This window comes from Streptomyces sp. JW3, from assembly GCF_052216785.1.
Classification (GTDB): Bacteria; Actinomycetota; Actinomycetes; order Streptomycetales; family Streptomycetaceae; genus Streptomyces.
Genome location: NZ_JBQOUX010000064.1, coordinates 24,751 through 44,516, shown reverse-complemented (window position 1 = coordinate 44,516; position 19,766 = coordinate 24,751). Strand labels below are relative to the sequence as shown.

The window sequence follows — 19,766 nt, the reverse complement described above, 5'->3', positions numbered from 1 at the left end:
GTTTCGCGGCCCGCGCCGGCCGCGGTCCGCGAAACCGCCCTCAGACGCGGGCCGGCAGCCCTGGACCTGCTGGCGGCGGTGCCCACGGTCGTCTGCGTCAACCTGGAGCGGGCCGCGGTCATCCCGGAGATCGCCGCCGGGGCCGCCGCGCTGATCGCCGACTACGGGGCGAGCGACGCGGCGGTCCTGGACGTGGTGTTCGGCCGGGCCAGGGCCGAGGGCCGGCTGCCGTTCGAACTGCCCCGCTCGATGGCGGCCGTCGAGGCGTCCCGCCCCGACGTGCCCGACGACACCGCCGACCCGCTCTTCCCGCACGGGGCCGGCCTGCGGCTGTGACCGGCGCGGGGGACCCGGCCGGGCCGCGGCTCAGTGACCGGTGAGGTCCCCCGCCCACACCGCGGGCCTGCGGTCCGCCCACGGGCTCGCCTGCTCCAACTGGCCGGCGAGCCGGAAGAGGCGGTCCTCACGGCCGTACCCGGCGGCGAACTGCATGCCGACCGGGAGCCCCGACGCGGCGTCCGCCGTCACCGGCACCGACATGGCGGGCGTGCCCGTCACGTTGAACACCGCGGTGAACGGCGACCGGCCCAGGACCCGGTCCAGCCAGCCCAGGCCGTCCAGCTCCCCGTCCCCCTCGGCGAACGTGCCCAGCGGCACCGGGAGTTCCGGCAGGGTCGGGGTGAGCAGCAGGTCGTACGCTTCGAAGTACCGGGCCAGGGCGCGGGAGACCCGGTTGCGCATCCCGAGGGCGGCGACGAACTGCGCCCCGGTGACCTGCCGTCCGTAGTGGTAGCTCGCGAGGACGGCCGGTTCGAGGGTCGAGGCGTCGACCGGCCGGCCGAGGGCGGCGGCCAGCTCGTCCACCTGCGCGGACAGGTTCGCCGCCCACTGCCGGGCGTTGGCCAGGACGAACTCCTCCCAGCCGGTCCCGAGGTCCACCTCGGCCGCCGTCACCCGGTGGCCGAGGGATTCCAGCAGGGACACGGTGCGGGCCAGGGCGGCGGCGACCGGCGCGGTGGTGCGGCGCCCGCCCCACGCCTGGGCCAGCACCCCGATCCGCAGCGGCCCCGGGTCCCGGGTGACCTCCTGGGCGTACGGCCGGGCCGGCGGCCGGGCGGTGTAGGGGTCGCCCGGTTCCGGGCCGGCGATCAGGTCGAGCAGAACCGCGCTGTCCCGCACGGTGCGGCTGACGGCGCCGTGCACGGCCAGGCCGTTGAAGATCTCGTCGACGGCCGGTCCCACCGAGACCCGGCCCCGGGTGGGCTTCAGCCCGAACAGGCCGTTGCAGGCGGCGGGTATGCGCAGCGAACCGGCGGCGTCGGTGCCGTGCGCGATCGGCACCACCCCGGCGGCGACGGCCGCGCCCGCGCCGCCGCTGGACCCGCCGGCGCTGCGCGTCACGTCCCACGGGTTGCGGGTCGCGCCGTACAGCACCGGTTCGGTCGTGATGCTGTAGGCCAGCTCCGGTGTCGCGGTCCGCCCGAACGTGACGAGGCCGGCCCGGCGGAACCGCGACATCAGGAAGGAGTCGCCGCCGGCCACATGACCGGCCGCCAGCCGGCTGCCCAGCTCCATCCGCCGCCCGGCCATGGCGACCCCGATGTCCTTGATCAGGAAGGGCACACCGGCCAGCGGCGCGCTGCCGGGAGCGGGCCGGTCGTCGGTGTCCCAGGTCTCCACCACGGCGTTGATCCGCGGTCCGACCGCGGCCGCGGCCGCCCGCGCCGCGGCTTCCAGTTCGGCGGGCGTCACCTCACCCTTGGCCACCAGTTCGGCCAGTCCGACCGCGTCGAACCCCACGTACTCGGCGACTTCCACTGCCACTCCCGGTGCTGAGAAGAAAACGATACCTGTGAGTCCCGGGTGATACCGAGCGGTATCGTTCGGGACAGACTGGTACCGTAGCAGTCATGGAACCGACCGCCGCGAGGCCCTCCAGAAGACCGGAGCGGGTGGCGAAACTGCCGCCCCGGGAGCGCATCCTCGACGCGGCGGAGGAGCTCTTCCAGCGCGAGGGGATCCGGCGGGTGGGCGTCCAGGCGATCGCCGAGCGGGCCGAGACCACCAAGATGGCGATCTACCGGCACTTCGAGACCAAGGACGAGCTGGTCGCCCAGTGGCTGCGGATCATCGCCGCCGACTACCAGGCGGCCTTCGACCGGGCCGCGGCCGACCATCCCGGCCGGCCCCGGGAGCAGATCCTGGGCCTGGCCCGGTTCATCGCCGAGGGGCTGCCGAGGATCTCGCACCGGGGCTGCCCGTTCATCAACTCGCTGGCCGAGCTGCCCGACCGCGCCCACCCCGCACGGCAGGTCGTCGAGGAGCACAAGGCCCGTCAGACCCGCAGGCTGACCGGCATGTGCGCGGCGGCCGGGCTGCCCGACCCCGAGCAGACCGCGGCCGAGATCACCTTCGTACTCGAAGGCGCGCAGGTCAGCACCCAGAACGGCAGCGTCGACCGGGCCGGGGAGCGGCTGCTGCGCATCGTCGAGGGCATCCTCGACCGCCACCTCGGCCCGGCCCGGGACCGCTGAGGGGCGCGGCTCAGCGGGCCACGGCGCGCAGGAAGGCGTCGGCGAAGGTGTCGCAGACCTCGTCGAGCGGCGGCACCGGCACGTCCGGGAGCTGTTCCGTGGTGGGACGCAGCAGCACATGCAGGACGAGCGGGCTGATCAGCTGCTGCGTCAGTGGCAGCGGCGGCAGCTCGCGGATGCGGCCCGCTTCGATCTCCGCGGCGAGCCACCGGCTCACACTGGCGAACATCCGCGGCAGGTAGTGCTGCACCAGCGGCCGCACGGAGTCGTCGTGCGGCCGGGCCAGCAGTTCCGCGAAGACGGCCGGCAGCACCCGGGGCTCCCGGCTGAAGGCGGCGGCCATGTGGGAGTAGATCTCCCGGACGGTGCTGCGCAGATCCGTCCGCTCGCCCGCGAGCACCGCCTCCACGTCCAGGATCGGGCTGTAGCGCTCGAAGACGGCCAGCAGCATCTCGTCCCGGCCGCCGAACGCGGCGTAGAGGCTGTGCACCGAGCAGCCGGCGTCCGCGGCGACCCGTTCCAGGGAGACGGCGGACAGTCCCCGGCTGCTGATCAGCGCGGCTCCGGCCGCGATGGCGCGTTCCCGTACGGGTTTCTGGCCGGCCGGGTCGACACCGGCGGCGCGGACCGCCTCGTCCAGCGCCTGCCGGCCACCGCCGAGGCGGCGCAGCAGCGTGGAGCGGGAGATGCCGGCCTCGTGGGCGATCGCCTGCATGGAGACGTCGCCGACCGCGACGCCGCGCGCCTGCGCGGCCCGCAGCGCGGCCTGGATCAGCTCCTCGGGCACCGGGACGGAAACGGGGGACTCGACGTTTGACACACGCATCAATATAGCCTGTAACCTTGTATCAAATATGAAACGGGCGTCGCCGCCCCTCTGACGTCTCCAGCATGCAAGGGATCTCACTCATGACCCAGCAAGCGGGCACCATCCGCCGGCCCCGGCCGGCCCGCACCCTCGCGGCCGTCGTGGTGGGCCTGGCCGCCCTCGTCGTCGTGATGCTGTGCGCCTTCGCGCTGCCCTCGGTGCACAGCGGCCCGCACCACGTGCCCGTCGGCGTCACCGGCCCGGCCGCGTCCACGGCGGCCGTCGGCGCGGCCCTGGCGGGCGACGCGTGGGACGTCACCGCCTACGACGACGCGGACCAGCTCAAGGCGGCGATCAAGGACCGCGACGTCATGGGCGGCATCGCCCTGGCCCCCGGCCGGGTCACCGCCTACACGGCCACGGCCGCCGGACCGCAGGCCGCCGCCGCGCTGACCGGCACGGTCACCGCGCTCGCCGGCCGGCAGCAGGCGGAGGCCCGCGTCACCGACCTCGCGCCGTTCCCCGCCGACGACCCCAAGGGTGCCGGGTTCTCCGCCGCCGCCCTGCCCATGATCTTCGGCGGCATGTTCCCCGCCGTGCTCCTCTCCCGCCTCTACCCCGGCCACGCCGGGCTGCGCGTCCGCCTGGCCGGCGGCCTCGCCTTCGCGCTCGTGGCCGGCTTCGCCGTCGCCGCCTTCCTCCAGTACGGCACCGGCTCGCTGGCCGGTGACTACCTGCTGACCGGCCTCGGCATGTCCCTGGGCATGGCCGCGCTGGTGATGACCCTGCTCGGTCTCGAAGCCCTGCTCGGCCTGGCCGGCTTCGGGCTCGGCGCCGTCGTCGTCATGCTGCTCGGCAACCCGCTCTCCGGCCTCGCCAGCGGCCCGCACTGGCTGCCCGACGGCTGGGCCGGCCTCGGCCGGCTGCTGCCGCCCGGCGCCGCCGGCGGCCTGCTGCGCGCCAACGCGTACTTCGACGGCACGGGCGCGGCCGCACCCGCTCTCGTACTGGCCTGCTGGGCGGTGGCCGGTCTGACCCTGATCCTCGTCGCGGACCGGCGGGGCCGCCGCACCGCCACCGCCGGAGCCGAGGCCGTACCGGCACCACAGGCCCGGCCCGCCTGACGGGGCCGGGGTCGGGGTCGGGTCGCGGAGTGGCGGAACCCCGGCCGGGACTTGGACCCGAGCCGGGACCGACCGGGGCCCGAGCCGAACCGTCAGCCCCCGCCCCGGCCGGCCGCCGTCCGGATCCCCAGTTCGGCCGCCGCCAGCCGGGCCAGCGGATCCTGGTCCGCGAGACCCGGTACGCACACCACCTGGCCGGCACCCAGCGCCGCCAGCGACGCGTCGATCACCTGGTCCACGGGCATGCCGCCGTCCGCGTGCGCCGACTGCTCCCGCCCCTGGACCGGCGCGTCGCCCCGGGACCGGTGGAACTCGGTGGCGGTCAGCCCGGGGCACAGCACCTGCACTCGCAGCGGGGTGCCGGCCAGCTCCGCGGCGAGCGTCCGGGTGAAGGTGACGACATAGCCCTTGGTGCCGCCGTACACCGCGCGTTCCGGCAGCGGGTGCGGCGGCAGCGCGCCCGCGAACGCCAGCTGTGAGGCGACGTTGACCACGGTGCCGCGCCCGCGGTCCAGCATGGCCGGGACCACCGCCCGGGTGAGCGCGGTGACGGCGAGGACGTTGACGCCGAGGACCTTCGTCAGCAACTCCGGCTCCAGCCGGGCGAACGGGCCGTAGCCGTTGATCCCCGCGTTGTTGAGCAGGAACCCGATGTCGTCGCCCGCCGCGCGGCGCGCCACCCGGGCCAGGTCGGCCGGTGCGGAGAGGTCGGCCACCAGGGTCTCCACCTCGGTGCCCGTCTCCTCGCGCAGCCGCAGCGCGAGGTCGTCCAGCCGCTGCGCCCTCCTGGCCACCAGGACGGTGTCCCAGCCCCGCGCGGCCAGGCGTCGCGCGTAGGCCGCTCCGATCCCCGAGGAGGCTCCCGTCACCAGCGCCGTGCCACGTTCCGCAGTCATCTCCGTATGCCGCCTCTCGTCCGGGAATCCGTACGGTCGCTCACCTGATCGCCGGGTGCCGTCCCGGCGGCGCTACCGGGCCGTCACCCGCAGGTGCTCGGCGCTCGGGTCGGCGGCGTCCGGCAGCAGCATGCCCGCCGCGGCCCCGCTGCGCAGGTACTCCACGACCGCCGCGGTGATGACCTCACCGGGCGCCAGCACCGGGACGCCGGGCGGGTAGGGGCTGATCATCTCGGCGGCGACCCGCCCCACGGCCTGGTCGGCCGGCACGTGCTCGGCGGCCGCGAAGAAGGCCTCCCGGGGCGGCATCGCCTGTTCCAGCTCCAGCGCGGGCGGCTCGGGCAGCCGCACGGTGAGCCGGTTCTCCAGGGTGCCGGCGTGGTCGACGAGACGGCCCAGGGAGTCGACGAGCAGCCGTTCGGTCTCGTCGTCGTCCGCGTGGGTGAGCTGGGCGCTGATCCGACAGGTGTCGGACGAGCCGATGTCGACGTGGCAGTTGGCGCGCAGCCACTCGGTGGCCTGCATGCCGCTGAGGCCCAGCTCACGGACGTCGACGGTGATCTTCAGGGGGTCCAGTCCGGCGGCGAGTCCGGCGTCGACGACCTCCTGGTCCATCAGTCGCAGGCCGGTCAGGCCGGCCACGGCCTTGCGGACCCGGGCGGCGCGCTGGAGCGCCGCGTCCAGCAGTTCGTGCCCCTGCTCGGCCATCTGCCGGCGCCACCCGTCCAGGGTCGCGTACACCAGCGAGGAGGAACTGGTGGTGCCGAGCAGGTCCTCGCGCTGCTTGAGCACCTCCGCCGAGACCCGCTCGCCCAGCAGGTGGAAGACGGAACTCTGCTCGATCGCACCGCCCATCTTGTGCACGCTGGTGACCACCAGGTCGGCGCCGGCGTCCATGCCCCACGACGGCAGCCCGGCGTGGAAGGGCAGATGGGCGCCCCACGCCTCGTCGACGATCAGCGGCACGTCCTGCTCGTGGCAGGCGGCGGCGACCCCGCGGATGTCCGCGCACGACCCCCAGTCGGTGGGCGTGATCAGCAGCATGCCCTTGGCGTCCGGGTGCGCGCGCAGCGCCCGCCGTACGTCGTCGGGCTCGGGCGGGTGCGCCAGTTGCCGTTCGGCGTCGAACTTCGGGTGCACCCACACCGGTGCCACCCCGTTGACGATCAGCGCGGCGATCACCGACTTGTGGGCGTTGCGGGAGACGAGGATCTTCTCGTGCGGACCGGCCACCGCCAGCATCGCCGTCTTCACCGACAGGGAGCTGCCGCAGGTCGAGAAGAACGCCTGGTCGGCGCCGACCGCGTCGGCCATCAGCTCCTCGGCCCGCGTCACGACCCCCTGCGACTGGCGGCGGTCGTCCAGCCCGTTCAGGGACAGCACGTCGGAGGCGAAGACACCCTCGCCGAGCACGTCGACGACCCGGGGGTCCGCGCCCCGGCCCTGCTTGTGACCGGGCGGTCCGTACACCACGTCCCCCCGGCGCCGGAACTCCTCCAGGGCTTCCAGCACGGGCACCCGCGAGTGATCCATCACTGCCTCCAAGGGGGGTCGCCGGACGACACGCGGCCGAGTGGGCGCGGCGCCGGAATCGAAACACCCGCCCCTCCGAGCGCGGGCGGGCGGGCATCGGGAGGAGAGCGGATAATCACGGCATATGGGGTGCTGGGGCAAGCGGGACGACATGGTGGTGCACGAACGGGAGCCGTTCAACGCCGAGCCGCCGCCCACCGCGCTGACCGGCGGCGGGCTCACACCCCTGGACGCCTTCTTCAGCCGCAACCACGGTCCGGTCCCCGACCTCGACCCGGCCCGCTGGCGGCTCGCGGTGGACGGTCTGGTCGAGCGGCGGCTGAGCCTGTCGCTGGACGACCTGCGCACCCGGTTCGCGGCGACGGAGGTGACCGCCACCCTCCAGTGCGCGGGCAACCGCCGCCGCGCGCTGACCGGCGTGCGCGACATCCCCGGCGAGACGCCGTGGGGGCCCGGCGCCCTGTCCACCGCCCGGTTCCGCGGCGTCCGGCTGGCCGACGTCCTCGGCCACGCGGGCCTGGACCCCCGTACGGCGCACATCGCGTTCACCGCCCCCGACGTCTGCCCGCACACCGACCCGCCCGAGCCCTACGGCGTCTCAATCCCGCTGGCCAAGGCGCTGGGCCCGGAGGTGCTGCTGGCCTGGGCGATGAACGACCGCCCGCTGCCCCGGGTGCACGGCGCTCCGCTGCGCGTGGTGGTGCCGGGCTGGATCGGCGCACGCAGCGTCAAGTGGCTGCACCGCGTCACCGCCCGGTCCACCCCGTCCGACGCCCACTTCCAGGCCGTCGCCTACCGGCTGCTGCCGGCCGCCGCCGACCCCGGCCGGGCCCGCCCCGGCGACGGCAGCCCGCTCGGACCGCTCGTCCTGAACTGCGCCGTCCTGAGCCCCGCCGACGGCTCCCGGCCGCCCGCCGGCCCGACCGGGATCACCGGCTACGCCCTGGCCGGCGAGGACCGCACCGTCGCCCGGGTGGACGTGTCGTGCGACGGCGGCCGTACCTGGACCCGGGCCGGCCTGGCGGACGCGGCCGGCCCCTGGGTGTGGCAGCACTGGCACGCGGTGCTGGACCTGCCGGCCGGCGAGGTGGAGGTGGTCGCCCGCGCCTGGGACTCGGCCGGCGCCACCACCCCCGAGTCACCCGCCACGGTGTGGAACCCCAAGGGCTACGCCAACAACTCCTGGGGACGTGTCCGGCTGCGCTGCGCCGGGCGTTTCCGTCCCGCTCCCCGGGGGACTCACCGCCCATGAACAGAAAGCCAGGTCACCGCCGGATGGGCCAGAACCGAGTCCTGTGGCTGCTTGACGCCCTGGAGCGCACCCCCAAGGCGGACAAGGCCATCGACGCCTTGGGCAGGCGCGTGCGGGCACTGCCTCTGGGCTCCGCGCGGGACCTGCTGCACGGCCGCCCGCTCGGCCACCCGGCGCACCCGCTCCTGGTGCAGGTCCCCATCGGCAGCTGGCTGTCCGCGGCGGTACTGGACCTGTGCCCCGGCCGCTCCCGGGAGGCGGGCCTGCTGGTCGGCGTCGGCCTCGCCACCGCCGGTCCGGCCGCCGTCACCGGTGCCGTCGACTGGGCGGAACTGCACCCGCAGCAGCAGCGGGTCGGCCTGGTGCACGCCCTGGCCAACACCGCCGCCGTGGGCCTCTACGGCGCCTCGCTGCTCTGCCGCCTCACGGGCCGGCCGGGAGCCGGCCGGACGTACGCCTTCCTGGGCCTGACGGCGGTCGGCGTGGGCGGCATGCTGGGCGGGCACCTGGCCTACCGGCAGGCCTCCGGCGCCAACCACGTCGAGGAGGTCCCGCACCTGGTCACCCCGGGCTGGCACCGGGTCGGCGCGGTGGCGCAGTTCCCGGCCGGCGAACCGGTCCGGCGCAGCGTGGACGACGTGCCGGTGCTGGTGGTCCGCGAGTCCGGCGGCACCGTGCACGCGCTGGCCGAGCGGTGCAGCCACCTCGCCGGCCCGCTGTCCGAGGGCACCGTCGCCGACGGCTGCGTGACCTGCCCCTGGCACGGCAGCGTGTTCCGGCTCGCCGACGGCTGGAACGTCCGCGGTCCGGCCACCGCGCCCCAGCCGGCCTTCGACACCCGCGTCGTCGACGGCCACGTCGAGATACGGCTGCGCGGCGAGGACGGCCCGGCGCCGGACCCCGACCGCGGGGACCAGCGGACCCACCAGCACACCGGCTGACGGCCGCCTCCCGGGGGCGCGGCATCCGGCCATGTCACGGAACCCGCCGGATGTCGCCCGCTGCTGAGCCACCAGGGGGAACCCTGCGGCCCGGTCACGTGAGCGGTGGCCCGAAGCCGCCGCGGGCGGAAAGACTGCGTGAGCAGGTCCGTGCCCGTCGCCTGAACCGGGGTACCTCGGCGGCGCGCGAGTCCCCCCTCGCCCTCAGGAGGCAGGCGTATGACGTTCAATCCGCTGGAGCAGCGGGGCATCCCGCTCGACCGCCAGCTGCGCAGCTGGCGCGAGCTGAACGTGGAGCCCATCGACCCGGACCGGTGCGACCCGTACACCCGGTGCCGGATCATCACCATGAACGGCATCGAGGTGGAGGCGATCCTCTTCAGCCACCAGCTCGCCCGGCACTGTCCCGACCCCGAGATCAAACGGCAGCTGGCCCGCACCCGGTACATCGAGGCACAGCAGCAGAAGGTCGTCAACTGGCTGCTCCCCGGTGTCTCCTCGGTGCTGGAGACGACCATCGCCTACGAGCAGGTCGCCGTCGACCTGACGGCGTGGGTGGCCCGGATGGAGCCGGACCCGTACCTGAAGCAGGCGTACCAGTTCGGTGTGCTGGAGGACTTCGACCACCTGTACCGGTACGCCAACCTGTACGAGATGATCGAGCACCGCAAGGCGGAGTCGATCGTCGACAACCTCACCGAGGTCATGCCCGGCCGGCCCACGAGGTTCCACCACCGCGACCCGGTCGACAACGTCCGCGACCCGTACGACAAGGACACGGCGAACCCGCTGTCCAAGCTGCACGCGCTGACCATCATGTCGGCCGAGCAGCAGACCATGAACTTCTACCTGAACACCGGCCCCACCTACATGGAGCCGATCGCCCGCCAGCTCTACCAGGAGATCGGGCTGATCGAGGAGGAGCACGTCACCCACTACGAGTCCCTGGTGGACCCGGGGGAGACGTGGTGGGAGCAGCTCGTCAACCACGAGTACAACGAGTGCTACCTGTACTACTCCTTCATGGAGCAGGAGAGCGACCCCAGGGTCAAGGCGATCTGGGAGCTGCACCTCAACATGGAGCTGGAGCACCTGCACAGCGCCTGCGACCTGATGCGCCGCCACGACGGCCGCGACCCCGCCTCGGTGCTGGCGCCCGAGCTGCCGAACGTGCTCACCTTCGAGCCGAACAAGGGCTATCTGCGCGAGCTGCTGGACACCCAGATGGACCTCACCACGCTCGGCGCGGGGTACGTCCGCGAGGCGCACGAGCGGTTCGAGGCGATGCAGGAGAAGATCCACGGCGGCGAGGCCCCGCCCAGCGACCGGGTGATGGCCGAGCACGACGACATGTACGGCCGCGAGTACCGGGTCCAGTCCGAGGGCGAGCACCCCGACCCGGCGATGCGCGAGAAGTGAGGGGGCACCCCATGACCGAGCTGCACACCCCGCAGGCCGGGGACGACCACGCCAAGGACGACGACGTCGTCGCCCTGCTGATGCGTCAGCACGGTGACATCCGCAACCTCTTCGACGAGGTCGAGGCAGGCACCGGGGACGAACGCCGGGACGCGTTCCGCCGCCTGGTGCGGCTGCTCGCGGTGCACGAGACCGCCGAGGAGGAGGTCGTGCACCCCTTCGCCCGGAAGGCCTTCGACGGCGGCGAACAGGTCGTCGCCGACCGGCTCGCCGAGGAGAAGGCCGCCAAGGAGACCCTCTCGGCCCTCGACGAGATGGACACCGACGACCCCAAGTTCATGTTCCAGCTGCTGCGGCTGCGCACGGACGTGCAGGAACACGCCCGCGCGGAGGAGCGTTACGAGTTCACCCACATCCGGCGCAGCACGGACGCCGCCAACCTCGCCGCGATGGCGCGGGCGGTGAAGGCCGCCGAGGCGATGGCCCCCACCCGGCCGCACCCCGGTGTCGAGTCGGGCGCGAAGAACATGGCCCTCGGCCCCGTCGCCGCCCTCATGGACCGCACCAAGGACGCCGCCCGCCGGGCCATGGGCAAGGACTGAACCGGCGACGGACGATGAGCACCCGGCAGCGGCCCGCGGACCCGGCAGCGACCGAGTCCCGCAGGTCGCTGCTGGTGTGCGCGCTGACCGGCGCCGCCGTCATGGCGGCCCTGGACGAGATCGTGTTCCACCAGATTCTGCACTGGCACCACTTCTACGACCGCTCCACCCCGGGCACGGCCCTGCTCTCCGACGGGCTGCTGCACACCGCCGAACTGCTGGCGCTGGTCGCCGGCTGCTTCCTCTTCGCCGACCTGCGCCGCCGCGAGGCGCTGTCCGCCGCGCACGGCTGGGCCGGCTTCCTGCTCGGCCTCGGCGCCTTCCAGCTCTTCGACGGCGTCGTCGACCACAAGCTGCTGCGCCTGCACCAGATCCGCTACGGCGTCGACGTCACCCCCTACGACTGGGCGTGGAACCTCACCGGCCTCGCCCTGCTGCTGGCCGGAGCCTGGACCGCCGTCCGGGCCGGGCGACCCGGGCCCCGGCGGCGGTGACCGGCACTCCGGCCTTCGCCCTGCTGACTGCCCTGGCCTGCACGGCATACCTGCTGGCCGCCGCCGCGCTCAGGCGCCGTGGCGATGCCTGGCCATGGCACCGGGACGCCGTCTTCGCCGCCGGGTGCGCTGCCGTGGGCTGGGGACTGTCCGGGCGGCTGCCGGGCCAGCCGTTCACCGCCCATGTGGTACGCCACCTGCTGCTCGCCATGGCCGGTCCGCTGCTGTGCGTCCTCGCCCGCCCGCTCACCCTCACCCTGCGCGTCCTGCCGCCCGGCCCGGCCCGACCGGGCCTGGTGGCCGTGGCGCACTCCGCCCCCGCCGGGTGGCTGCTGTGGCCGCCGGTGGCCGCTGCCCTGGACATCGGCGGACTCTGGCTGCTGCACCGCACCGACCTCTTCGCCCTCGCCCACCACCACGCCGCTCTCGCCGCCGCCGTCGACCTGCACCTGATCACGGCGGGCCTGCTTCTCTCCTGCACCCTGTGCCGGCTCGACCCGGTCCGCCGCGGCCGGGACCTTCCGCTGCGGGCGGCCACCCTGCTCGCGGCGGGCACCGCCCACGCCGTCCTCGCCAGGACTCTCTATGCCACCGGCCCGCCGGGCACCGCCTTCACCCCGTCCGATCTGCGGCTGGGGGCCCAGGTCATGTACTACGGCGGCGACGCGGTCGAGGTCGCGCTCGCCCTGGTGCTCGCCGCCCAGTGGTACGCGGCGACCGGCCGCCGCCTCGCGCGGTCACCCGCGGGCCCACCAGGCCGCAGCCGCCGCCTCAGCGGTTCGGCTCGGCCGCGCTGATCCGGGCCAGTACGCAGGTCGGGTCCTGCTCCACGGCCACGTCGCCCAGGGTGATGATGCCGACCGGCTGCCCGTCGTCCACCACGGGCAGCCGGCGCAGCGCCTTGCCGCGCATCAGCTGCACCGCCCGGTCGACGTCGTCCTCGGGCGCGACACACACCACGTTGCCGCTGCACGCCTCGGCGACCGTCCGGACGGAGGCGTCCTGGGCGTCGGCGAGGATGCGTACCGTCAGGTCGCGGTCGGTGACCAGGCCGCGCAGCCGCCCGTCGTCGACCACCAGGACGGCGCCGATGTTCCTGTCGCGCATGACGCGGGCCACCTCCCACACCGGGGTGTCCGGGGCCACGGTGACCGGACCGAGGGTCATCACCTCACGCACCTGCGGAGCCATGTGCCTCCTCCTCGCCGGATACTGACGGCCTGTCAGTGCCGAGCCGGCGGACGTGACAGTGAAGTACCACCTCTGGAGCGGATCGAACCGGCGGCCGGTCGACAGGCCCGGAACGCTCAGCCGGGGGTCAGGTCCTGGAGGCCCACCACGCGCAGCAGCCGCAGCCGTTCGTAGGAGGAACTGCCGGGGCGGGCGGTGTAGACGACGAGCCGCTGGTCGTGCTCCGGGCTCAGCAGCGTCTCGCAGTCCAGTTCCAGCGGGCCCACGACCGGGTGCCGGAAGTGCTTGACGTCCTCGCGCCGCACGGCGACCTCGTGCACCGCCCACAGCGCCGCGAACTCCTCGCTTCCGGCGCGCAGTTCGCGGACCAGGTCGGCCAGCCGCGCGTCATCCGGGCGCTCGGCGAGTACGGCGCGCAGATGGGCCACGGCCGCGCGGGCGGCCCGGTCGTGTTCCTCGGGCGGGAACAGCTCCCGGGCGGCCGGATCGGTGAAGTACCGCCGGATGGCGTTGCGTTCGGCCTCCGGGCGGGCGGACGCGTCGCCGGTGAGCAGCTTGGCCATCGCGTTCTGCGCGAGGATGTCACCGCGCACGTGCACCACCTGGGCGGGCACGTCGGTCAGCCGGTCGAGGACGAGCAGCAGACCCGGGCGGACGTGCTCGGTGGCGGGCCGGTCCCGGGGCGGTTCCTCCCCGGCCAGATGGAAGAGGTGGTCCCGCTCGTCGCGGGTCAGCCGCAGCGCCCGGGCGACGGCGGCCAGCATCTGGCGGGACGGGTACGAGCCCCTGGCCTGTTCGAGCCGCGTGTAGTGGTCGGTGGACATGCCGGCGAGCTGCGCCACCTCCTCGCGGCGCAGCCCCGGCGTGCGGCGCCGCGGGCCGCGCGGCAGTCCCACCGCGGCGGGGGCGAGGCGGCTGCGGCGGTGGCGCAGGAAGTCGGCCAGTTCGGATCGGTCCACCCTCCCACCTTGCACCGGCCCGCCCGGCGCAGCCAGGGACAGCCGGTCCCCGGACAAGGACGTCTCTCCCGCCCGGGCCCGCACCGCCGCACGCTGGAGCCGTCCTCGGGACCCCCGTCCCGACCCACGAACGAAGGTATGAGCCCATGCGGTACCGCACCCTCGGCCGGACCGGCATCAAGGTCAGCCCCTACGCCCTCGGCACCCTGATGTTCGCCACCTCCGTCGGCAACCCCGACCCCGCCGACTCGGCCCGCGTCATCCACAGGGCGCTGGACGCGGGCCTCAACCTCATCGACACCGCCGACGCCTACGGCGACTCCGAGGAGGTCGTCGGCAGGGCGATCCGGGGCCGCCGGGACGACGTCGTACTCGCCACCAAGGTCAGCCGCCCGATGGGCACCGACCCCAACCGGCAGGGCGCCTCGCGCCGCTGGATCACGACCGCCGTCGAGGACTCGCTGCGCCGCCTGGGGACCGACCGCATCGACCTGTACCAGATCCACCGCCCGGACCCCGACACCGGCATCGAGGAGACGCTCTCCGTCCTGACCGACCTGATCCGGGCCGGGAAGATCCGCGCGATCGGCACGTCCACCATGCCCGCCGCCGACCTCGTCGAGGCCCAGTGGACGGCCGAGCGGCGCGGGCTGGCCCGCTTCCACACCGAGCAGCCGCCGTACTCGCTGCTCAACCGGGGCGTCGAACGCGAGGTGCTGCCGGTCGCGCAGCGGCACGGGATCGGCACCCTGGTCTGGGGCCCGTTCGCCCAGGGCCTGCTCACCGGCCGGGTCCGCAAGGGCGGCCCGAACGACCTGCGCCGCGCGGCCTTCGTCCAGCACGTCAGTGACGAGCACCGGATCGACGCCGTCGAGCGGCTCGTCCTGGTGGCCGAGGAGGCGGGGCTGCCGCTGACCCATCTCGCGATGGCGTTCACCACCGCCCACCCCGGCGTGACCAGCGCGATCCTCGGACCGCGCACCACGGAACACCTCGACGACCTGCTCGCCGGCGTCGACGTCACCCTGTCCGACGACGTCCTCGACCGGATCGACGCGATCGTGCCGCCCGGCACCGACGTGGGCACCCTCGACCAGGCTTACGTGCCCCCGGCCCTCCAGGACCCGGCCCTGCGGCGGCGCCGGGCGGCCTGACTGTAGGTTCCGCAATTTCGTGACCGGGGTCGTACTGGTGAGATGGAGTTGCTCCTTGAGGGGCGGCTCTGGTCCGACAGGCGGGAACCGCCCGACCTGCACCGTGGGGATCCGACTCACTTCCTGTGAAGTCGTTAACGAAGCCAGGCGCACTGAAGTTTGAGTGTGGGCGAATCACGTGGCCGTCTGTGCGTCCAGGACCATGGCGGACTCCAGTGAGACCCGGCGTGTGTTCTGCAGCGTCGCGATCTCCCAGCGGTCGTTCTGCCAGATCACCGCGAAGAGCTGCAGGAAGTAACGGGACGGCGGGGGTTCCGCTTCACCGGCCATCACCATGCCGAAGCGGTGGTGGATCACGGCGAAGCCCGGGGCGACCACCCGGGCGAACTCCACCTCGCCCCGTACGAGCCGCGAGCCCTTCAAGAACGTGTCGAAGGCCGGCTGCTGGAACGCGATCACCGTGTCGCGTCCCTTGTGGACAGTGCCGTCAAAATCGATGAGTTCGGCGTCCTGTGCGAAGTCCGCGGCGAACGCGGCCGCGTCGCCGTGGTTCCAGCCCTCGATCATCCGGGCGGGGATGACGTGCAGCGTGTCGGGCGACGGATCCATGTAAGGCCCCTTTCCGTTCTACGTGTTTCGGTCACCATCCTTCCTGGGTCCGGCGACATGGTCATTGACGACCAGTGCACCGTCATTGGACATCCGTGCTCCCGGGCTGTGCCCGTACGTGGCTTTGAACAGTCGGCTGAAGTGGGCCGGGTCCGCGAAACCCCAGGAGGCGGCCACCGCGGCCACGGTGGTCTTCCTCCAGCCCAGATCCGCGTAACAGCGCTCCAGGCGCCGCTGGCGGATCAGGGCAGCCACGGTCAGGGGCTGGCCGTGGAACAGCTTGTGCAGTCGGCGCACCGAAATGTGGTGCGCTGCGGCCACCTTGGCCGGGGTGAGGTCCCGGTCGGACAGTCTCGCCTCGATGAAGCCGATGACTCTCGTGCGCAGTACGTCGTCGTCGACCGGCCGGGTGTCGCCCAGGCTGGAGGCCAGTGCCACCGCGGTCAGTTCGATCACTGCGGCAGCCGAGCGGTCCGCCTCCTGGGCGCGGAACCCGTCCAGGGTCCGCGTCATGTCCCGCAAGAGCGAGGACACCAGCGCTCCGGGGCCCTGGTCGCCACGGATCCTTTCACCGACCAGCCGCGCGGCATCATCTTCGCTGAGCCGCAGCAGGTGCCGCGGCAGCAGCATCGTCACATGGGTGGTCGCGGAACTGGCGAACCGCACCGGCCGTACCGGGTCGATGAGGACCAGGTCCGTAGGCCCCAGTACGGCGGTGCTGCCGCCCTGCTCGGCGCGTACGTGTCCTCGTGTCACCACCTCGATCTGCCACAGCTCGCTGTGCTGAGCACGTGCGGAACGGGCGTCGCGGAAGCATTCGCCTTCCGGGGTCACCAGCTCGGTCAGGCGCAAGGGGCCCAGGTCGCGGCTGACGACGTTGGCACGGAAGTCCTCCCTCGCGGGCCGGTCACCGCGCAGGGGTGGCAAGTCGCTGCGCTCAAGTGCTTCCAGGAAGTCGTCGGCGCTTTGCATTCCGGGCCAGGCTTGCGCGGTGCCGCTCAGTCGCGGCTGGTCACCGTCCACCACTTCAGTCTTTCACCTTGACCGCAAGCGTTGCCGTCCTCCGCCCGCAGCCGCCGGGGCGTGATGCCCCGCGTGGCGCCTGAACCTGAGGTTCCTCCGAGATGCGGGGGGAAGTATCCGATGGAGTTGCGTGAGCGTGCGGTGCGGATGTACCGCGCCGCGGAGCCGGAGCCGGTGATCCGCCGCATGGCCGAGGAACTCGGTGTCCATCACGAGGCCCTGCGCAACTGGGTCCGGCGGGCCGAGGCCGACGCCGGCGAGCGCACCGAGCTGGCCGCGCTGCTGCGACAGCGTGACGGTGGTGGTCTTTCACCCCCAGCCGAGACTTGCAAGGATGCTTCCAGGCCAGGCCAGCGCATCGGCGACTCGTGGATCCTCCCGGCGCGAAGCCGGCTTCACGTTGACCACCCGCACCGTCCCGCAGTTCGTCACCAAGAGGAAGTCCGGAACGTGACTGCGGTCCCTACCGTCGATGCGGGCCATCATGCGCAAGGGCTGGCCGTAGACCGCACGCACCCGGCGCCACGGACTCGACTCGACGAAGTCCTGCAACCGCAGCCGTTGGAGGTGGACTTGGCGGGTCCTCCCGTCGGGGTATCGGATCGACGCCTCAGGAGCATCGCGCTCGCGGGCCATACTGAGATGGTGCGAAGGGCGCACTCCGCTCGAACCGGAAGAGTGTTATTGATCCGAAACGGTTTGGGTTCAGGGTCGTTGGTGGGGTTGGGACGCCGTGGGCGGCGGCCAGGTCGGCGACGGGCGGTTGCGGGCGGTGGCCGCGTTGGTGGCGGGGCGGAACCGTGAGGAGGCGGCGGCAGTGTTCGGGGTGTAGCTGAAGGCGGTCGACATCTGGTGGGCGAAGTGGCAGGCCGGCGGCCGTGGTGCGTTGGTCATGCGCCCGCGCGGTAAGCCGGTGGGGGTGCACCAGGTCCTCGGTCACCGGCCCTGCGACGTGGGTCTGAGCGGGCAGTTGTGGACGCGGCGGCTGGTGGGCGAGCTGATCGCGAAGCTGTACCGGGTGCGGTTGACCGAGCCCGGGGTGGGCAAGTACCCGAAACGGTGGGGACTGTCCTTCCAGCGGCCGGACAAGCGGGCCGTGGAACAGGACCCGTTGGCCGTGCGCCGCTGGCACGAGGAGACCTGGCCGAAGATACGGGCGAAGGCGAAGAGGGACGGCGGCGAGATTCTCTTCGCCGACCAGGTCGGCATCCGATCCGACCAGGTCACCGGCCGCACCTGGGGCGTGAAGGGGAAGACACCCGTCGTACGGCGGAGCGGCAACCGGTCCTCGGTAAACGCAATGTCGGCGATCAGCACCAAGGGCCGGATGCACTTCATGGTCTTCACCGAGAGCTTCACCGCCGAGGTGATGTGCCGCTTCCTGGACCGGCTGGCCGGCCACTTCGGCCACAAGGTCCACCTCGTCGTCGACTGGCTCGCCGCTCACCCCGACGACGTCGAGCTGCACTTCCTGCCGCCGTACTCGCCCGAACTGAACCCCGACGAGCTGGTCACGCAGACCTCAAGCACAGCCTGCCCAAGCAGCACCGGGCCCGCGACCAGGCCGAACTCGCCGCCGAGACCCGCCGCTCCTTCCGCCGACGACAGCGCCAGCCGCACATCGTCCGCGGCTACTTCGGCGGTCCGCACGTCCGCTACGTCCTGGCCGAGAACCCCATGAGTTTCTGATCAATAGACTGATCGCTCAGGCCGCGGGCGCCGGATAGGTCGGGTACTCCACCCCGGAGACGTGCTGCACGACCCGGACGACCTGGCAGGAGTAGCCGAACTCGTTGTCGTACCAGAGGTAGAGGATCGCGTTGTCGCCCTCCACCTTCAGCGCGCCCGCGTCGACGATCGAGGCGTGCCGGGAGCCGATGAAGTCGCTGGAGACCGCGTCGGGTGCGGTGATGAAGTCGATCTGCCGCTTGAGCGGCGAGGTCAGCGACACCTCGCGCAGGTGGTCGAGGACCTCCGCGCGGGTGGTCTCGCGGGCGAGCTGGAGGTTGAGGATCGCTATCGACACGTCCGGCACCGGCACCCGGATCGAGGAGCCGGTGATCCGGGCGTCGAGGTCGGGGAGCGCCTTGGCGACGGCCGAGGCGGCGCCGGTCTCGGTGATCACCATGTTCAGCGGCGCGGACCGGCCCCGCCGGTCGGACTTGTGGTAATTGTCCAGCAGGTTCTGGTCGTTGGTGAACGAGTGCACGGTCTCCACGTGTCCGCGCAGCACGCCGTACTCGTCGGCCATCGCCTTCAGCGGCGGCACGATCGCGTTGGTGGTGCAGGAGGCGCAGGAGATGATCTGCTCGTCCGGCTTGACCGTGTCGTGGTTGACGCCGTGCACGATGTTGGGGACGTCGCCCTTGCCGGGCGCGGTCAGCACCACCTTGTCGACACCGGGGCGCAGGTGCTGGGAGAGGCCCTCGCGGTCCCGCCAGCGGCCGGTGTTGTCGATCAGGATGGCGTTCTTGATGCCGTACGCGGTGTAGTCGACGGTGGCCGGGTCGGCGGCGCAGATCACCTTGATCGCGTTGCCGTTGGCGACGATCGTGCTGTTCGCCTCGTCGACGGTGATGGTGCCCTGGAACTGGCCGTGGATGGAGTCCCGGCGCAGCAGTGAGGCCCGCTTGACCAGGTCGCCGCCGCCGCTGTCGCGGACCACGACGGCACGCAGCCGCAGCCCGTTGCCGGAGCCGGCCTTCTCGATCAGGAGGCGGGCCAGCAGCCGGCCGATGCGGCCGAAGCCGTACAGGACGACGTCGCGCGGCTCGCGCCGGTCGATCTTGTTGGCGCCGGTGGCCCCGGCGACCGCCTCGGCGGTGAACTCCGCCACCGACAGGCCCCGGTCGTCGGCCTTGTAGGTCGCGGCGAGCATGCCGATGTCGATCTGGGAGGGGCCGAGGTCGAGCGCGGTGAGCGCCGTCAGGAAGGGCAGCGTCTCGGTCACGGACAGCTCGGCGCCGGCGATCTGCCGGGCGAAGCGGTGCGTCTTCAGGATGCTGACCACCGACTTGTTCACCAGGGAGCGGCTGTGCAGCAGGACCGTCACGTCCCGCTCCCGGTGCAGCTTCCCGATGATCGGGATCATCGATTCCGCGATCTCCTCGCGGTTCTTCCAGTCGGTGAACGAGTCGTCGTTGACAGTCACGGTTCCATCTTTCGAGCTAGGCGGCGCTCATATGTTAACCACACAGGCCCGGATGATCGATCAAGTGGGGGGAAGT

The 19,766-nt window shown here is 72.8% G+C and carries 22 protein-coding genes and 1 pseudogene; 12 read left to right on the top strand and 11 right to left on the bottom strand.

What is annotated here, in order from left to right; all coding sequences use genetic code 11:
* Nucleotides 1-336: glycoside hydrolase family 3 C-terminal domain-containing protein (locus tag ACTT8P_RS24335; protein ID WP_442833848.1), on the top strand; the 336-nt coding region annotated here is incomplete at its 5' end.
* A gap of 30 nt (nt 337-366) precedes the next feature.
* Here ACTT8P_RS24335 and ACTT8P_RS24330 read toward each other — a convergent pair.
* Nucleotides 367-1,818 (bottom strand): amidase, encoded by a 1,452-nt coding sequence (locus tag ACTT8P_RS24330; protein WP_442833847.1) that lies wholly within the window; start codon nt 1,816-1,818, stop codon nt 367-369.
* A 92-nt stretch (nt 1,819-1,910) separates the two neighbouring features.
* On the opposite strand from ACTT8P_RS24330, the gene ACTT8P_RS24325 reads away from it, so the two are divergent.
* Complete coding sequence (locus ACTT8P_RS24325) at nt 1,911-2,534, top strand: TetR/AcrR family transcriptional regulator (RefSeq protein ID WP_442833846.1); 624 nt, start codon at nt 1,911-1,913, stop codon at nt 2,532-2,534.
* Between the two features lie 10 nt (nt 2,535-2,544).
* On the opposite strand, the gene ACTT8P_RS24320 is transcribed toward ACTT8P_RS24325, so the two are convergent.
* On the bottom strand, nt 2,545-3,354 hold the full coding sequence (locus tag ACTT8P_RS24320) for a TetR/AcrR family transcriptional regulator (RefSeq protein WP_442833845.1): 810 nt from the start codon (nt 3,352-3,354) through the stop codon (nt 2,545-2,547).
* Between the two features lie 89 nt (nt 3,355-3,443).
* Here ACTT8P_RS24320 and ACTT8P_RS24315 point away from each other — a divergent pair, with 89 nt between their 5' ends.
* Nucleotides 3,444-4,466, top strand: a complete 1,023-nt coding sequence (locus ACTT8P_RS24315) for a hypothetical protein (protein WP_442833844.1) — start codon at nt 3,444-3,446, stop codon at nt 4,464-4,466.
* A gap of 92 nt (nt 4,467-4,558) precedes the next feature.
* On the opposite strand, the gene ACTT8P_RS24310 is transcribed toward ACTT8P_RS24315, so the two are convergent.
* Together ACTT8P_RS24310 and ACTT8P_RS24305 are read right to left on the bottom strand one after the other, a co-directional pair.
* Complete coding sequence (locus ACTT8P_RS24310) at nt 4,559-5,362, bottom strand: SDR family NAD(P)-dependent oxidoreductase (protein WP_442833843.1); 804 nt, start codon at nt 5,360-5,362, stop codon at nt 4,559-4,561.
* 72 nt (nt 5,363-5,434) lie between these two features.
* Nucleotides 5,435-6,895: an aminotransferase class I/II-fold pyridoxal phosphate-dependent enzyme gene (locus ACTT8P_RS24305; protein ID WP_442833842.1), complete on the bottom strand. Its 1,461-nt coding sequence runs from the start codon at nt 6,893-6,895 to the stop codon at nt 5,435-5,437.
* Nucleotides 6,896-7,019: 124 nt separating this feature from the next.
* Between ACTT8P_RS24305 and ACTT8P_RS24300 the strand changes: the two genes are divergently transcribed.
* From ACTT8P_RS24300 to ACTT8P_RS24275, 6 genes are all read left to right on the top strand, one after another.
* Entirely contained in the window at nt 7,020-8,147 is a 1,128-nt protein-coding gene (locus ACTT8P_RS24300) for a sulfite oxidase (protein WP_442833841.1), read from the top strand.
* Between the two features lie 23 nt (nt 8,148-8,170).
* Entirely contained in the window at nt 8,171-9,088 is a 918-nt protein-coding gene (locus tag ACTT8P_RS24295) for a Rieske 2Fe-2S domain-containing protein (RefSeq protein ID WP_442833840.1), read from the top strand.
* Nucleotides 9,089-9,307: 219 nt separating this feature from the next.
* The gene (locus tag ACTT8P_RS24290) at nt 9,308-10,507 is read left to right on the top strand and encodes a hypothetical protein (protein WP_442833839.1); all 1,200 of its coding nucleotides are present in this window, start codon (nt 9,308-9,310) and stop codon (nt 10,505-10,507) included.
* A gap of 11 nt (nt 10,508-10,518) precedes the next feature.
* Nucleotides 10,519-11,109: a hemerythrin domain-containing protein gene (locus tag ACTT8P_RS24285; protein ID WP_442833838.1), complete on the top strand. Its 591-nt coding sequence runs from the start codon at nt 10,519-10,521 to the stop codon at nt 11,107-11,109.
* Between the two features lie 14 nt (nt 11,110-11,123).
* Nucleotides 11,124-11,603, top strand: coding sequence for a DUF2243 domain-containing protein (locus ACTT8P_RS24280; RefSeq protein ID WP_442833837.1), 480 nt, complete (start codon nt 11,124-11,126; stop codon nt 11,601-11,603).
* On the top strand, nt 11,600-12,400 hold the full coding sequence (locus tag ACTT8P_RS24275) for a cytochrome c oxidase assembly protein (RefSeq protein ID WP_442833836.1): 801 nt from the start codon (nt 11,600-11,602) through the stop codon (nt 12,398-12,400). Before ACTT8P_RS24280 ends, ACTT8P_RS24275 begins: the two co-directional genes overlap by 4 nt.
* Here ACTT8P_RS24275 and ACTT8P_RS24270 read toward each other — a convergent pair.
* Together ACTT8P_RS24270 and ACTT8P_RS24265 are read right to left on the bottom strand one after the other, a co-directional pair.
* Nucleotides 12,375-12,794 carry a CBS domain-containing protein gene (locus ACTT8P_RS24270; protein ID WP_442833835.1) on the bottom strand — a complete coding sequence of 140 codons (420 nt, stop codon included), beginning with the start codon at nt 12,792-12,794 and terminating at the stop codon, nt 12,375-12,377. The two genes, ACTT8P_RS24275 and ACTT8P_RS24270, sit on opposite strands and share 26 nt — an antisense overlap.
* 116 nt (nt 12,795-12,910) lie before the next feature.
* Nucleotides 12,911-13,753, bottom strand: coding sequence for a helix-turn-helix transcriptional regulator (locus ACTT8P_RS24265; RefSeq protein ID WP_442833834.1), 843 nt, complete (start codon nt 13,751-13,753; stop codon nt 12,911-12,913).
* Nucleotides 13,754-13,899: 146 nt separating this feature from the next.
* Between ACTT8P_RS24265 and ACTT8P_RS24260 the strand changes: the two genes are divergently transcribed.
* Entirely contained in the window at nt 13,900-14,907 is a 1,008-nt protein-coding gene (locus ACTT8P_RS24260; protein ID WP_442833833.1) for an aldo/keto reductase, read from the top strand.
* A 174-nt stretch (nt 14,908-15,081) separates the two neighbouring features.
* Here ACTT8P_RS24260 and ACTT8P_RS24255 read toward each other — a convergent pair whose 3' ends face one another.
* Both ACTT8P_RS24255 and ACTT8P_RS24250 read right to left on the bottom strand, forming a co-directional pair.
* A complete protein-coding gene (locus ACTT8P_RS24255; RefSeq protein ID WP_442833832.1) occupies nt 15,082-15,516 on the bottom strand; it encodes an SgcJ/EcaC family oxidoreductase in 435 nt (144 codons plus the stop codon).
* Between the two features lie 18 nt (nt 15,517-15,534).
* Nucleotides 15,535-16,488, bottom strand: coding sequence for a helix-turn-helix domain-containing protein (locus ACTT8P_RS24250; protein ID WP_442833831.1), 954 nt, complete (start codon nt 16,486-16,488; stop codon nt 15,535-15,537).
* Between the two features lie 114 nt (nt 16,489-16,602).
* On the opposite strand from ACTT8P_RS24250, the pseudogene ACTT8P_RS24245 reads away from it, so the two are divergent.
* Nucleotides 16,603-16,788: pseudogene (locus tag ACTT8P_RS24245) on the top strand (transposase); the annotation flags it as partial.
* A gap of 60 nt (nt 16,789-16,848) precedes the next feature.
* Here the strand turns inward: ACTT8P_RS24245 and ACTT8P_RS24240 are convergent.
* Nucleotides 16,849-17,175, bottom strand: a complete 327-nt coding sequence (locus ACTT8P_RS24240; protein WP_442833852.1) for a hypothetical protein — start codon at nt 17,173-17,175, stop codon at nt 16,849-16,851.
* A 69-nt stretch (nt 17,176-17,244) separates the two neighbouring features.
* Nucleotides 17,245-17,433 carry a hypothetical protein gene (locus ACTT8P_RS24235; RefSeq protein WP_442833851.1) on the bottom strand — a complete coding sequence of 63 codons (189 nt, stop codon included), beginning with the start codon at nt 17,431-17,433 and terminating at the stop codon, nt 17,245-17,247.
* On the opposite strand from ACTT8P_RS24235, the gene ACTT8P_RS24230 reads away from it, so the two are divergent.
* Complete coding sequence (locus tag ACTT8P_RS24230; RefSeq protein WP_442833830.1) at nt 17,432-18,220, top strand: IS630 family transposase; 789 nt, start codon at nt 17,432-17,434, stop codon at nt 18,218-18,220. The two genes, ACTT8P_RS24235 and ACTT8P_RS24230, sit on opposite strands and share 2 nt — an antisense overlap.
* Nucleotides 18,221-18,244: 24 nt before the next feature.
* Here ACTT8P_RS24230 and ACTT8P_RS24225 read toward each other — a convergent pair whose 3' ends face one another.
* Nucleotides 18,245-19,690: a glyceraldehyde-3-phosphate dehydrogenase gene (locus ACTT8P_RS24225; protein WP_442833829.1), complete on the bottom strand. Its 1,446-nt coding sequence runs from the start codon at nt 19,688-19,690 to the stop codon at nt 18,245-18,247.
* Nucleotides 19,691-19,766 lie beyond the last annotated feature (76 nt).